Origin of the sequence: Rhodococcoides kyotonense (assembly GCF_001645385.1) — a bacterium.
Classification (GTDB): Bacteria; Actinomycetota; Actinomycetes; order Mycobacteriales; family Mycobacteriaceae; genus Rhodococcoides; species Rhodococcoides kyotonensis_B.
In genome coordinates, this window is sequence record NZ_LVHI01000039.1 from 24,799 (window position 1) to 39,000 (window position 14,202).

Genomic DNA, 14,202 nt, shown 5'->3' on the forward strand with positions numbered 1-14,202 from the left:
TGCATCACTGGAATGCGTTGGCTAGCCTTACCTGGACGCACGCTGAAGCAGAGGGTTCCGTAACCTAACTGCGTGGACCTTCGAACACAGTGAGGAATCAGGAACGACAGTGACTACGGCCCCCCTGCTCGGTCCGGGAGCACCTCACCCGACGCCCGACGACGACTTCGCCACCGAGGACATCCCCCGCGGACCTGCGCCGTGGGGTCCCAGAATCGCTGCGACCGTCGTCGATCTCGCGATCGTGCTGCTTCCACTGGGCATCGGGTGGTCCATCGTCGACTCGCTTCGGGACGACAACGGCGGCGGTGAAGCCGACAGGTTCGTGTTCGGCGCGATTTCGGTTGCCGTCGCCATCGGACTTCTGGTGTGGAATCAGGGGTTTCGTGAGGGTCGCGAAGGCCAGAGCACAGGAATGCGGTGGACCGACCTCGTCGTGCGCGACGCCGACACCCTGGATCCGATCGGTCCGAAGCGGTCACTGCTGCGCGCGGCAGGAGTCGGCCGGGGACGCACCGAGTCAGTACGCCAGAAGACCGCGCTGGACGAACAATTCGAGCCCATCCCCCGTGACAACTCGGTGGCGGGAATACGCAAGCGACGAATTCTCGGACTGATCGTGCTCGTCGTGGCGCTGGCCGCCGCCATACTCGCCAGCATCGCGATCGGGGCAAGGCCACTCACATTCGCCGAGATCGGCCACGCGCTGCTGAATTCCACCGGCACGGACACCGACATCATCGTTCGTACGCTACGAGTTCCACGTACGGTGCTCGCTCTCGTCGTGGGAATCGCGCTCGGTATCGCAGGTGCCTTGATTCAGGGGCACACCCGAAACCCATTGGCGGACGCGGGACTTCTCGGACTGAACGCCGGAGCCGCGTTCCTCGTCGTCCTCGCGATCTACCTGTTCCGCTTCAACTCTCCGAGTCAGTACCTGTGGTTCGCCTTCGCGGGCTCCGCCATCGCAAGTGTCGTGGTGTTCGGGCTGTCGTCGATAGGAAACGGAAAAGCGAGCCCGTTGAACTTGGCGCTCGCAGGCGCGGGGGTTGCGTTCTTCCTGTCGGCCATGACGAACGCCATCGTGCTGCTCGACCAGACAAGTCTCGACGGCTATCGCTTCTGGTCAGTCGGGTCCGTTGCAGGCCGCGGGCTCGACATCTTCTGGACGGTCCTCCCCTTCCTCGTCATCGGCGTCCTCATCGCGTTGGCCAGCACTCCTGGACTGAACGTGATGAGCCTCGGTGACGACGTCGCTCGGTCGCTCGGCACGAACATCGCCCTGACGCGCACCGTCGGAATCGTCGCGATCACTCTGCTCACCGGTGCCGCCACAGCCGCGTGCGGCCCCATCGCGTTCATCGGTCTCGTCGTACCGCACGTCGCGCGTGTGGTCACCGGCCCCGACTATCGATGGCTCGTGCCCTACGCGGGATTGATGGGCGGGGTGATGCTCATGATCGCCGACGTCATCGGCCGCGTCGTCGTCAGGCCCGGCGAGCTGCAGGTCGGCATCGTGCTCGCACTGTTCGGCGCGCCGTTCTTCATCGCTCTCGTCCGTCGTCGGAAGTTGGCAAGCCTGTGACCGCTCACCTCGAAACGCCGCTGTCCGAGTCGGATACGCCCGCGTCCACGGTTCCGTCCAGGCCTGCGTTCCGCTTCGGGCCTCTGTCTCTGGTCCGTCGTACGTTCATGGTCGTCGTGACCCTGATGTTGGTCGTTGCACTGTTCTTCGTCGTCTGCATCAACATCGGGCGCGGCGACTTCCCTCTGTCGATCGCGCAGGTCGTCGACGTGCTGTTGGGCGGCGGCTCCCGCATCGATCGATTCATCGTGATGGACCTGCGACTCCCGAGGTCTCTCACCGGCCTTCTCGTCGGTATGGCGCTCGGTATGTCCGGCGCTGTCACGCAGTCGATCTCGCGGAACGCTCTCGCCAGCCCGGACATCCTCGGCATCACGTCGGGCGCAAGTGCCGCTGCCGTCGCATTGATCGTGCTCGGCGGCGGCGGGTCGTTCGTCGGTGTGCTCGCGACGCTGGGCCTGCCCCTCGCTGCCCTGGTGGGTGGCCTCGTCACCGCCGTGTTGATCTACGCGCTTGCGTGGAAGCGGGGCGTCGAGGGCTTCCGGTTGATTCTCGTGGGCATCGCGATCAACGCGATGCTCGTCGCCGCGATCGGCTGGTTGCTGATCAGCGCCGACATCAACGACGTCTCGCGAGCGCAGCTGTGGCTCAACGGCTCGCTCAACGGCGCGGACTGGAGCAAGGTGTGGCCCGTGGCCGTGGCCGTCCTGGTCGTCGGCACGCTGACGATCATCTCGACGTTCACACTCGGCGCGCTTCGACTGGGCGACGACAACGCCAAGTCACTCGGTGTCCGCTTGCAATCGGGTCAGGCGACGCTCCTGCTCGCTTCGGTCGCACTCGCGGCGATCGCCACCGCCGCGGCAGGACCGATCGGGTTCGTCGCCCTCGCGGCACCGCAGATAGCACTCCGGCTGCTGCGGACTCCGGGGCCGCCGATCATCGCGTCGGCCATCCTCGGTGGTCTGCTCGTCGTCGGGAGCGATCTCATCGCGCGCACCATCCTTCCCGTCGAACTTCCCGTGGGCATCGTGACGTCCGCGCTGGGTGGCCCCTTCCTGCTCTACCTCCTGGTCCGCAGCAATCGAAAGGTCTCCGCATGACAACCATCGACCCGTTGCGCCTCGTCGCGGAAGACCTCACCCTCGGCTACGGCGACCGAACCATCGTCGAGAATCTCGACCTCGAAGTGCACACCGGTGTCATCACCACCGTCATCGGGCCGAACGGGTGCGGCAAGTCGACGCTGCTGCGATCCCTCGGCCGCCTGCTCAAGCCGAAGGCCGGTCGCGTCGTCCTCGACGGCAAGGCGATCTCGTCGATGCGCACCAAGGACGTCGCGCGGGTGCTCGGAATGCTCCCCCAGGCGCCGACCGCTCCCGAGGGACTCACCGTCGCCGACCTCGTGTCGCGCGGCCGCCACCCGCATCAGTCGTGGATCAGGCAGTGGAGTTCCGACGACGAATCCGAGGTCGCCAACGCACTCGAACTGACCGGCGTCGGCGACCTCGCCGACCGACCGGTCGACGAACTGTCCGGCGGCCAGCGGCAACGCGCCTGGATTTCGATGGCTCTGGCGCAGGGCACCGACATCCTGCTCCTCGACGAGCCGACGACGTACCTCGACCTCGCGCACTCCGTCGAGGTCCTCGACCTCGTCGACCGCATGCACGAGGACATGGGTCGCACGGTCGTGATGGTGTTGCACGACCTCAATCTGGCCGTGCGCTACAGCGATCAGCTGATCGTCATGTCCAAGGGCAAGATCGTCGAGAGCGGTCGACCGCAGGACGTCATCTCCGAAGAGTTGCTGCTCGACGTCTTCGGTCTCGAGGCGACGGTCATCGAGGATCCCGTGTCGGACAGGCCGCTCATCGTCCCGATAGGCACGCGGCACGTGTACGGCGCGACCGGCGGGCCTCGCAAGACCGTGACACGCCGGAACGCCTAGCGCTCGATCATCGTGCGCACGAGTCGATAACCCTGACCGAGAGACACCTCGGGCAGATACGCACGACCGACGGCGTTACCGATGCTCGGTAGCGCCGCAGGGTCGGCGTACGTCATGTGCATCGATTCGTACCGCGGCTGGAACTTCGACTTGAACGCCAGCAACGACCGGAAGCCGTAGACCGGTTCGAGCGTCCTGCCCAGCACGTCGAGCAACCGGTCGAGCAGACGCGAGAACGTCAGCTCTTCCGGTGTGCCGTTCTCGGAACTCTCGTCGTCGACCTTGGCCAGTGGCGCTCCGGACAGACTCAGGAAGCGGACCCCTTCCTCCTTCAGCAGAATTGCCGCCGACGCGATCAGGAATTCCATCGTCGGCCGGAATCCCTCCGACCGTCTCCGCATGAAATCCAGTGTCCATCCGACTATCTCGCCGTTCTCGTACACCGGCATCCACGACGTGACGCCGTGCACGGTCCGGTGCTCGTCGACCGCGATCAGACACCGCACCTGCGCATCGTCCACCTCTTCGAGGCCACCGAGAGTGAAGCCCATCTCGGGCATCCCCTTGTCGGCGACCCACTCCTCCGAGATCGCCTCGATCTGATCCGTGATCGCGAGGGGAGCATCCGGAAAACGAATCCATTCCGCATCGACGCCGGCTTTCTTGGCACGGTTCAGAGCCGTCCGCACATCCTGGAATCGCTTGCCGGTGAACGCCAATTCCTCCAGGTCGAGGATGGTCTCCTCCCCGACCTGGATCCCGCCCCAGCCGAGACCGTCCGTGATCTCTCGGACAGCAGGCGTCACCGAGTAGAAACACGGGATCCACCCGTTCTCCGACGCATACTCCGCGAATCCGACGACGTACTCGCGCAGCCGATCTCGGGGACCGACCGGATCGCCCGTCGTCAGTGCCACACCGGAGATGACCCGGTACGCGACGTAGCCACTGCCGTCCGGCGAGAACCAGTACGTGTTTCCTCGCCACGTCGTCATCCACGCGAGCGCGCTGCCGGAGCTCGACGTCAACACCTCACGTGCCCGCTCGGCCGCGTCGGACTCGGCTCCGAAGGCGGGCGTCAGAAAGGTTCCGAAGGTCAGGACGCATACCGCGACCCAGAAAACCACCCCGGTCCATTCGAACAGCAGCGTGGTCGGAATGTCCTCGGGCAGGAACCGAGGTTCGAGCCACTGGAGGTACACGGGTGGGATGAGTCGCTGGGGGAAGTCCGCGAGCAATCGAAGCGCAGTCGGGGTGTTGTCGAATCCACCTCGCGCCGCGAGCCCGCCCAGGACGTACAGGACCGCCAGGACCGCACCGGTGCCGATCACCGACAGGGTCCATCGCCGATAGGTTTCCTTCGGGGCCGACACGTCGAAGAACTTTCTGGTCGCCACCAGGATCGTGAGCACCACGAGTGGAAGGAGGAACGGAATCACGGTGCGGTACACCGTCGGCGATTCGAGACCGTAGAACAGGGACTCGTCGTCGCCGGACTCGAGGTATCGGATGGCGAAGTTGGCGACCGACACCACGAGGAGCACGACCTGAGCGACGACCGTTGCCCCCCATGCCAAGCGACGACCCCGGCGAAGGCCGTCGGCGAGAAACAGCAAGAAGATCGACGGCATCAACGACAGGATCGTCGGACCGACACCGCCGAGACGCAATTCGAGAAGACCCGTTCGACATTCGGGATCGGTCGCGGAATCGGCGCAGATCTCGCGTACCTCGGCGGCGGTGTACGGCACGCCGCGTACGACCTCACGCAGAACTGCAAAGGGGCCGACCGCATCGGGGCTCAGCGCGGCGAGCACAGGGCCGAGTGCACTCGCCGCGACCACGAGCGCCACCAACACGCGGCCTTCGCGCTGAGTGCCTGCAAGCCGCGAACCGCGTGCGGATCGGCCCACGAACGCCGGCCCGAGCATCAGCCCGACGATCGCCGCAGCCAGCCGAATGACGTCCTGAAGGTGGCCACTGAAGAGCGCCGACGTGATGAGAAGCGCAAGAAGCCCGACGCGAATGCGTCGGCGCCACAACGTGTCCATGCGGGCGCTCGCCACCATGACGACACCGACGATCCAGGTGGTGGGCCCGATGGCGGTTCCCACGTGCAGACGAAAACCCCAGTCCGCGTCGAACATCTTGGCCAGCGCCGCGAGCCCGAGTCCGAGCAACGCACCGAGCACCTGGGTCACGACGGCCGCAAGCGCGAACTTGCCCGACCCCATGCGTCGCTCGATCGGTGCCGCCGCGACGACGACGGCCACCACGACGACGATGTAGCCGAGAACGTTCGGCGCGAAGAGACCGGCCGTCAGGACAGTCCACACGCGGAAATCCTGGAACGCCATGATGCCGGTCGCGAAGTCACGGTGCAGAGTGTTTCCGCCGACCGCCACACCGATGATGCCGAGCGCGAGGATGACGGCGAGAGCACCGAAACTGACCGGAGCCCCTTTGGCGCCGTACACGATCAGCGAGCGCAGCCGTACGAGCTGACGGCCGGTGTTTCTCAGACCGGCGGCCACACGAATGCGGCGTAGTTCCAGCCAACTCGGCTCGGAGACCACGTCGTCCGTGGTGTCCTCGACGGCTTCGTTCACGAGATCAACCCCACTCTCTTCATCAGCCAGGGCAGCTCGAGTTCCAGTCCCTGCGACCACACGGCGAAACTGTGGCCCCCGGGAACCTCGTCGTAGCGCACGTCCATTCCAGCAGCCTTCGCCGCTTGATACATCGTTTGCTGGCCAGGCTTGTAGTCGTTGTCGTCAGCGCCGACGACGAATGCTCCACCCGAGTTCGGAAACTGCTCGGACTTCAGCAGATCGAGCGGGTTGACCGCGACGAACGCCGCATCGTTCCCGCCGAAGGCTTCGTCGACCGTGCGGGTCCGGTCACCCAGGGTCGGCTCGAGCTGGCCCGACAGATCGAGGAACGTCGGATAGACGTCGGGATGATTCGTCGCCATCTGTATCGAGCAGGTACCGCCGTACGACAGGCCACCGATGATCCAGCTCCGGGGATCGGTCGACACCTGCAAGTTCTGCTTGATCCACGCGGGCACGTCCTGAGAGAGGTACGTCGCGACGTTGCCGAGAGGCGAGTCGACGCACAACGGATTGGCGAGCGTCGACCCTGTCGCGTCGGCCACGACCACGACCGGCGCGAGACCGCCGTGGTCCCGCGCGAACGCGTCCATGGTCTCGGCCAGCTTGCCGCCCTTCAGCCAGTCGTCCGGCTCACCCGGCTGTCCGGCGAGGAGAACGAGGACCGGCAGTAGGGGACGTGGATTCGCGAAGTACGACGGCGGCAGATAGATCTCGGCCGGCCTCGCCGAGAAAGACGACGCCGTCGGAGGAATGGTGACCGACGTCAACTTGCCGGCCGACGGCATCGACGACGGCGGCTGCCATGCGTCGGACGTCGGATTGCCGCTGACGACCTGCTCCTGCGGCCCCGGTATGTCGGCGATCGAGATCCTGTCGACGTCCTCGACCCCGAACAGCGTCCCGACCGTCGGATACGCGGAGAACACGAGGTTGACGTGGGCGGACGCGGCCAGCACGACGAGAACGGCCGCGATCACCGATGCCGCCTTCGCCAGCACTCCCCGGGCAGCGATGGTGCGCGGTACGACCAGCAGCACCGCGGCGAGCCCGATGCCGATCCAGACGTAGATCTCCGTTTCGATGGGGTCGGGGAACGGACGCCACACCTTCTCGACGACGTAATAGAGCACCACACCGATCACGAATGCCGCGGTCGCGCCGATCGGCAGCGCCCGCAGCACATACCAACGCCGCTTCGACACGACAAGCCAAACGCCTCCGAGGGCACCGAGAACGGACAGGACCGTCGTCGTGGCGTCACTGACGAGCGACAGAGAGACGAACCAGTTCACGCGGTGCCTCCAGTTGTCTCGTCGTCGAGATGCTTCTGCAGAATAAGCGCATTCACCACCGGGCCCCCGAAGCCGCACAGGCGCGTGTGCAATGGACTATGACACATCACACACGCAGTGGCGGCGCTTACTACCACCAGTAGTACGCATTCCTGTCGGACTACCCGTAAACTTGGACGAATGGCAGGTCTAGGGGAACTCGAACGCGCAGTGATGGATCATCTGTGGGACTCCGCGGAGCCACAGACTGTTCGGCAGGTGCACGAAGCACTTGCTGCACACCGTGAGTTGGCCTACACGACCGTCATGACGGTTCTGCAGCGTCTCGCGAAGAAGCAGTTGGTGAAGCAGCAACGTGACGACCGCGCGCACCGTTACGCCCCGTTGCACGGGCGAGACGAGCTGGTGGCAAGTCTCATGGTGGATGCGCTCGCGCAGGCTCCCGAGTCCGGAGGCCGTGCAGCAGCACTCGTTCACTTCGTCGGACAGGTGGGTGCCGACGAAGCCGCAGCTCTCCGTGACGCTCTCGCCGCGCTCGAGGTGGCACAATCGGGTGGACGTGCCGGCTCGGCCGAAGCCGGACGACAATCGGACTGACCCCAGCCCTCGGTTAGTGAGGAAATGAACTCCACCACAGCTCTGGTCTTCGCACTACTTGCTCTGCTTCTTGCCGGGCCGGTTCCCGCCGTCCTGAGCAGGGCTACGTGGCCGTATCGAGCTCCTCGTGCAGCCCTCGTGCTGTGGCAGGCGATCGCCATCGCCGCAGTGTTCTCCGCGTTCTCCTCCGGCCTTGCCATCGGAGGGCTACTGCTCGTTCCTGGCCCCGACGGCCGCCCGACGACGGCGCCGACCGACGAAATCGATGCCCTCGGCCTGCCGCTGTGGCTTCTGTACGTCGTCGTTCTCGCGATCACCTTGGGTATCGGCGCGAAACTGATCTTCTCCGTGGTCCAGGTCGCCGTGCGTACTCGTCGCCGTCGCGCGCGGCACCGCGTTCTGGTCGACCTGCTCGACCGCAGCAGCGACGACGGTCGGCCGTTCCCCGGAGTCCGAGACGCGGATGTTCGAGTGCTCGACGCGGTCGAACCCATCGCGTACTGCCTGCCGGGCCTGAGGCAGCGAGTCGTACTGAGCGAAGGCGTTCTGACCAATCTTTCTCGTTCCGAGGTCAAGGCCATCCTCTCTCACGAACGCTCCCATCTGAGGTCGCGTCACGACCTGGTCCTCGAAGCGTTCACCGCGGTCAACGAAGCGTTTCCCCGCATCGTCCGTAGCAAGTCGGCTCTGGGCAGCGTCCAACTGCTGGTCGAACTGCTCGCCGACGATTCGGCGGTCAAGGTGACCGGTCCGACTCCCCTCGCCCGCGCGTTGGTGACGTGTGCAGGTTCGACGGCTCCCCGAGGCGCGCTGGCCGCGGGTGGACCGAGCACCTTGATTCGAGTGCAGAGGCTGGCGGGTCCCCGCAGCGACATGCCGCTCAGCGTCGCCGCATACGCAGCGGCGGCGGTGATTCTCGTCGTGCCGACCATCTTCGTCGCCATGCCGTGGCTCGAGGAGCTCAGCCGGCTTCTCGGCCACCGCTAGCAGTCGGCCAGCTCACAACTGTTCGAATCGAGGAATCGAACAGTTGTCGCGTACACTCGATCGAGGTCGCCATCGCGGCCGAGAAATTCGAAAAGGCACAAGCAGCTCCATTCTGCGCGACTTCAGTTCGCTCATCGATGGCCAGGTGACAGTGCCCTGGCTCGTCTCACTGTTTTGGCTGTGCCCACGTCTTCGATCGGCGTTTTCTACGGCTGTGGCTTCGTGGCGTGCCCGTAATCCGGAGAGGTTCAACTGCGTGACCCACGCTGTTCCATCTAGTACATCCGTTTCTCCTACCGCGGACGCCGACGACGCGACCGTCACATTCGCCGAGCTCGGCCTCCCCGAGCCCGTCGTCGCCGCACTCGCGCGCAACTCCATCACGGTGCCGTCGCCGATTCAGGCCAAGGCGCTTCCCGACGCCATCGCCGGCAAGAACGTTCTCGGTCGCGCTCAGACCGGCTCGGGTAAGACCCTTGCCTTCGGCCTGCCGATTCTGGCGCGCCTCGCACAGCACACGGATCGTCCCGCTGCGAAGCGACCCCGTGCGCTGGTCCTCGTTCCTACCCGTGAGCTGGCATTCCAGGTCGTCGACTCGCTGTCTCCGTACGCCGGAGCAGTCGGACTGAACGTGCGCGCCGCTGTCGGTGGCACGCCGTTCAACAAGCAGGTCGAGCAGCTGCGACGCGGCATCGACGTCTTCGTCGCCACTCCCGGTCGGCTTGCCGACCACCTCCGCCAGGGCACGTGCGTCCTGGACGCCATCGAGATCACGGCCCTGGACGAGGCCGATCAAATGGCCGACATGGGCTTCCTGCCCGAGGTTCGCGCCGTGCTGGCCGAGACCCCGTCCGACGGACAGCGGATGCTGTTCTCGGCGACGCTCGACCGCGAGGTGCAGTCCCTGGTTCGCCAGTTCCTGCCCGACCACGTCGAGCACTCGACGCAGGACGGCAAGGCGAGCGTCCGCACCATGGACCACTACATGCTGATGGTCGATCGTGGCCAGAAAGATCTCGTGCTGTCCGAGATCGGCGCTCGCGAGGGTGGCCGCACCATCATGTTCGCGCGTACCAAGCTCGGATGCGACGGCATCACCGATCGCCTGCGCGCAGTGGGCGTCGCTGCGGAGTCCTTGCACGGCGGTAAGGCACAGAACCAGCGCACCCGTGTCCTCGAGCGCTTCAAGAGTGGGCGCACACCGGTTCTGGTCGCCACCGACGTCGCTGCTCGCGGTATTCACGTCGACGGCATCGATCTCGTCGTGCACGTCGATCCCCCGGCCGACCACAAGGACTACCTTCACCGCGCAGGCCGTACGGCTCGCGCCGGCGAGAAGGGAACGGTCGTCGCGATCGTTCTGCCGAACCAGCGTCGGCAGATTCAGCGTCTGACCGGAATGGCCGGGGTCAAGGCCACCTCCGTGAACGTCGCACCGGGGTCCGCCGAATTGACCGACATCACCGGCGCACAGAAGCCGTCGGGCGAGCCGTTGCGCGCGGTCAGCAGCGGTGTGCGCGATCGACGTGACGACCGGCCTCGTTCCGGCGGCTACCAGGGCGACCGCCCCCGCACCGGCGGCTACCAAGGCGACCGCCCCCGCACCGGCGGCTACCAAGGCGACCGCCCCCGCACCGGCGGCTACCAAGGCGACCGCCCCCGCACCGGCGGCTACCAAGGCGACCGCCCCCGCACCGGCGGCTACCAAGGCGACCGCCCCCGCACCGCCAAGGCGACCGCCCCCGCACCGGCGGCTACCAAGGCGACCGCCCCCGCACCGGCGGCTACCAAGGCGACCGCCCCCGCACCGGCGGCTACCAAGGCGACAACCCTCGTACCCGGCCCAGCTACGCCCAGGACGACGCGAAGGCCGGTGGTTTCCGTAGCCGCACCGAGCGCCGCTCCTACGACGGATTCGACGGGCCTGCACGCGCCCGGTAATTCCATTCGGAATTCCTGATCGTCCGATGGCTGCCACCTCTTCCGAGGTGGCAGCCATCGTGCTTTCCGTGCGTCGGACAACCGGCGAAACGATGGGATCCTCGGCCGAAAGCGGGGACCACTTCGCTTGTCGTACGTTCGCGCGCCCGGCATGAAAAGCTGTACCTATGACCTCAGCAGTGAACTCGTCAGAACTCGCCCAGATCGGCGTCACCGGACTCGCCGTGATGGGCTCGAACATCGCCCGTAATCTCGCGCGCCACGGACACACCGTCGCGCTGCACAACCGCAGCATCGCCAAGACCGACGCATTGCTCGAGGAGCACGGAAGCGAAGGAAAGTTCGTCCGTACGGAGACGATCGAGGAATTCGTCGCCGCATTGCAGAAGCCACGCCGAGTCCTGATCATGGTCAAGGCAGGCGACCCCACCGATGCCGTCATCGAGGAGCTCGCGTCCGCGATGGAAGAGGGCGACATCATCATCGACGGCGGTAACGCGCTGTACACCGACACCATCCGCCGTGAGGCGTCCCTCAAGGAGCGTGGACTGCACTTCGTCGGTGCAGGCATCTCCGGCGGCGAGGAGGGCGCGCTGAACGGCCCCTCGATCATGCCCGGCGGTCCGGCCGAGTCGTACAAGGCTCTGGGCCCTCTCCTCGAGTCGATCGCCGCTCAGGTCGACGGCACCCCGTGCTGCACCCACATCGGTCCCGACGGTTCGGGCCACTTCGTGAAGATGGTCCACAACGGCATCGAATACGCCGACATGCAGCTGATCGGCGAGGCGTACAACCTGTTCCGCGACGCACTCGACCTCACCCCGGCCCAGATCGCCGACGTCTTCACCGAATGGAACAACGGTGACCTCGAGAGCTACCTCGTCGAAATCACCGCGGAGGTGCTGAAGCAGGTCGACGCGAAGACGGGCCAGCCGCTCGTCGACGTCATCGTCGACGCTGCAGAGCAGAAGGGCACCGGGCGGTGGACCGTCAAGGCCGCACTCGACCTCGGCGTCCCGGTTACCGGCATCGCCGAGGCCGTCTTCGCTCGTGCACTGTCCGGTTCGCGCACTCAGCGGAAAGCCGCCGTCGGCCTTGCGTCCGGCACGTTGTCCGAGAAGCCGTCCGATGCCGAGCAGTTCACGCACGACATCAGCCGCGCGCTGTACGCATCGAAGATCGTCGCGTACGCGCAGGGATTCGACCAGATCGCCGCAGGCAGTGCCGAATACGACTGGAACCTCCACCCCGGTGACCTTGCGACGATCTGGCGCGGTGGCTGCATCATCCGTGCACGTTTCCTCGACCGCATCAAGGACGCGTACGACGACAATGCCGAGCTTCCCAGCCTGATCCTGGCGCCGTACTTCCGCGAGGCGATCGAGAACGCGATCGACAGCTGGCGCCGCGTCGTCATCACGGCTGCGTCGCTCGGCATTCCGGTGCCTGCGTTCGCGTCGTCGCTCGCGTACTACGACGCGCTTCGCGCCGAGCGTCTGCCGGCGGCGCTGACCCAGGGACAACGGGACTTCTTCGGGGCGCACACCTACGAGCGCACCGATTCCGAGGGCAAGTTCCACACACTGTGGAGCGGCGACCGCTCCGAGGTGCAGGCCTAGTAAGCCACCGCCGCGACGAGCCGCCGGTCACGACACTCGCAGAGATGTCGTGACCGGCGGCTCGCTGTCACCATTCGCCGGCGTCGTACCACCCCGGCGGTGGACCGAGGACCGGTTGGACGATGGTCGACGGGGCGTCACCCTCCCACGGCAGGACGCCCTCGCAGTCTCTCCAGACGGCCTGGACGGCCCGTACCGATGCTGGAGAATACATGCCGTTCGCCATTGCCAACCACTCGTCGGTACGGTCGACGTCGACGACATAGAAGTCGAAACCCGCTGCCGAGACGTACATTCCGGCGCCCAGACGATCTCCACCGACGACCACGCGTCGCGCCAGCGCGTTCAATATCGCAGCGGAATCCGACGGGTCCCGGCCGGTCACCACGATCTCGGGGTGACCGTGGGCGGTCAAACCGATCGTGTAACAGAACGCGGGATCGATCCTGCCGTGCGGCAGGTCGGCGAGCGATCCTCGGGTGTCGGACTCCACGTACTGCAACGCCCACCCGTGTTTGTCGATCAGTTCTTCGATACTGCGTAGGTACTCCGGAAACGATCGGCCCTCACACATAGCGCACATGGCTCCCCCAAGCTCTCGACGTGGTGCTCGACAACCGATCGAACACATGTTCTCGCCGCGCATGTTGACTCGAGGCACCGACAGAAACCCGCCGCAGCGGTACTGTTCCGCTATGACGCACCCTCGTACGTTCGACGACGTGAGGTGACGGGCGAGATGCCCGTGCTGGCGATCGTCCTCGCTCTCGTCGCAGCGTTTCTCTTCGCGTGCGCGTCGGTGGCGCAACAAAGTGCTGCAGCTGCGGTACCCGAGGGCGAATCCTTGGTCGCTTCGCTCGTTCGCAGTCCGCGGTGGTGGGCCGGTGTCCTCGGCGACGTGGGCGGGTACGCCGTTCAGGTCGCGGCGCTCTGGGCGGGATCCGTACTGCTGGTTCAACCACTGCTGGTGTCGATGCTGTTGTTCGCGCTGCCGCTGTCGGCCAAGTTCTCCGGCTACCGAATGACGCGGACGACATGGGTTCTCGCGATCTCGCTCGCTCTCGCGCTTGCGGTGTTCATCGTCGTCGGCGATCCCACCGAGGGACATGCGAATGCACCGCTGTCGCAATGGATCGTGCCTCTGGTGATCGCGTTCGGCGTCGTCCTGGCGTGTATTGCTGCGGGCTCGATGTCGAGAAGACCCGGGTCCCGTGCGCTGCTTCTGGGCGCCGCGGGTGGACTGTTGTTCGGCATGGCCGTCGCGTTCACGAAGTTCGTGACCGACCTGGTCGAGCACGATGCGATGACCGCAGTGACTGCGTGGCAGACCTATGCACTGGTCTTCTGCGGCATAGCAGGCTTCTACCTGCAGCAACGCGCATTCCAGTCCGGGCCGCTGTCTGCTTCGCTCCCCGCCGTCACGATCGGCGAACCCTTCGGAGCGGCCTTCCTCGGCATCACGGTTCTGGACGAGCGCGTGCGCCACGATGCTTTCGAGCTGACCGTCATCGCCGCGGCCGTCGCCGTCATGATCTACGCGACGATCACCTTGTCGCGCTCGCAGGCGGAGGTCGCCGCACACGCGGACGCCGTCTGACCGGTACGCTGGCGCACC

General features: G+C 65.8%; 10 protein-coding genes and 1 pseudogene. 8 read left to right on the forward strand and 3 right to left on the reverse strand.

The genetic code is table 11. The annotated features are described in order from the left end of the window. The first annotated feature begins 109 nt into the window (after positions 1-109). The 3 genes from A3K89_RS22720 to A3K89_RS22730 are packed head-to-tail and all read left to right on the forward strand — an operon-like array spanning position 110 to position 3,536. Positions 110-1,585 carry an iron chelate uptake ABC transporter family permease subunit gene (locus tag A3K89_RS22720; RefSeq protein WP_084424012.1) on the forward strand — a complete coding sequence of 492 codons (1,476 nt, stop codon included), beginning with the start codon at positions 110-112 and terminating at the stop codon, positions 1,583-1,585. Continuing rightward, on the forward strand, positions 1,582-2,688 hold the full coding sequence (locus A3K89_RS22725; RefSeq protein ID WP_084424014.1) for a FecCD family ABC transporter permease: 1,107 nt from the start codon (positions 1,582-1,584) through the stop codon (positions 2,686-2,688). Before A3K89_RS22720 ends, A3K89_RS22725 begins: the two co-directional genes overlap by 4 nt. Further along, a complete protein-coding gene (locus tag A3K89_RS22730) occupies positions 2,685-3,536 on the forward strand; it encodes an ABC transporter ATP-binding protein (protein WP_068431172.1) in 852 nt (283 codons plus the stop codon). Before A3K89_RS22725 ends, A3K89_RS22730 begins: the two co-directional genes overlap by 4 nt. On the opposite strand, the gene A3K89_RS22735 is transcribed toward A3K89_RS22730, so the two are convergent. Then, complete coding sequence (locus A3K89_RS22735; RefSeq protein ID WP_254303653.1) at positions 3,533-6,058, reverse strand: bifunctional lysylphosphatidylglycerol flippase/synthetase MprF; 2,526 nt, start codon at positions 6,056-6,058, stop codon at positions 3,533-3,535. The two genes, A3K89_RS22730 and A3K89_RS22735, sit on opposite strands and share 4 nt — an antisense overlap. A gap of 83 nt (positions 6,059-6,141) precedes the next feature. Continuing rightward, positions 6,142-7,443, reverse strand: a complete 1,302-nt coding sequence (locus A3K89_RS22740) for an alpha/beta hydrolase (RefSeq protein WP_068431178.1) — start codon at positions 7,441-7,443, stop codon at positions 6,142-6,144. A 180-nt stretch (positions 7,444-7,623) separates the two neighbouring features. On the opposite strand from A3K89_RS22740, the gene A3K89_RS22745 reads away from it, so the two are divergent. The 4 genes and pseudogenes from A3K89_RS22745 to gndA all read left to right on the forward strand — a co-directional run bounded on the left by A3K89_RS22745 (position 7,624) and on the right by gndA (position 12,587). Next, positions 7,624-8,040: a BlaI/MecI/CopY family transcriptional regulator gene (locus tag A3K89_RS22745; protein ID WP_068431181.1), complete on the forward strand. Its 417-nt coding sequence runs from the start codon at positions 7,624-7,626 to the stop codon at positions 8,038-8,040. A 24-nt stretch (positions 8,041-8,064) separates the two neighbouring features. After that, a complete protein-coding gene (locus A3K89_RS22750) occupies positions 8,065-9,027 on the forward strand; it encodes a M56 family metallopeptidase (RefSeq protein WP_068431184.1) in 963 nt (320 codons plus the stop codon). Between the two features lie 256 nt (positions 9,028-9,283). Then, positions 9,284-10,968: pseudogene (locus A3K89_RS22755) on the forward strand (DEAD/DEAH box helicase). A gap of 167 nt (positions 10,969-11,135) precedes the next feature. Next, positions 11,136-12,587: an NADP-dependent phosphogluconate dehydrogenase gene (gndA, locus tag A3K89_RS22760; protein ID WP_068431186.1), complete on the forward strand. Its 1,452-nt coding sequence runs from the start codon at positions 11,136-11,138 to the stop codon at positions 12,585-12,587. 67 nt (positions 12,588-12,654) lie between these two features. Here gndA and A3K89_RS22765 read toward each other — a convergent pair whose 3' ends face one another. Further along, on the reverse strand, positions 12,655-13,161 hold the full coding sequence (locus A3K89_RS22765) for a DUF4262 domain-containing protein (protein WP_254303641.1): 507 nt from the start codon (positions 13,159-13,161) through the stop codon (positions 12,655-12,657). A 165-nt stretch (positions 13,162-13,326) separates the two neighbouring features. Here A3K89_RS22765 and A3K89_RS22770 point away from each other — a divergent pair, with 165 nt between their 5' ends. Next, positions 13,327-14,184 carry a DMT family transporter gene (locus tag A3K89_RS22770; RefSeq protein ID WP_068431471.1) on the forward strand — a complete coding sequence of 286 codons (858 nt, stop codon included), beginning with the start codon at positions 13,327-13,329 and terminating at the stop codon, positions 14,182-14,184. Positions 14,185-14,202: the final 18 nt, after the last annotated feature.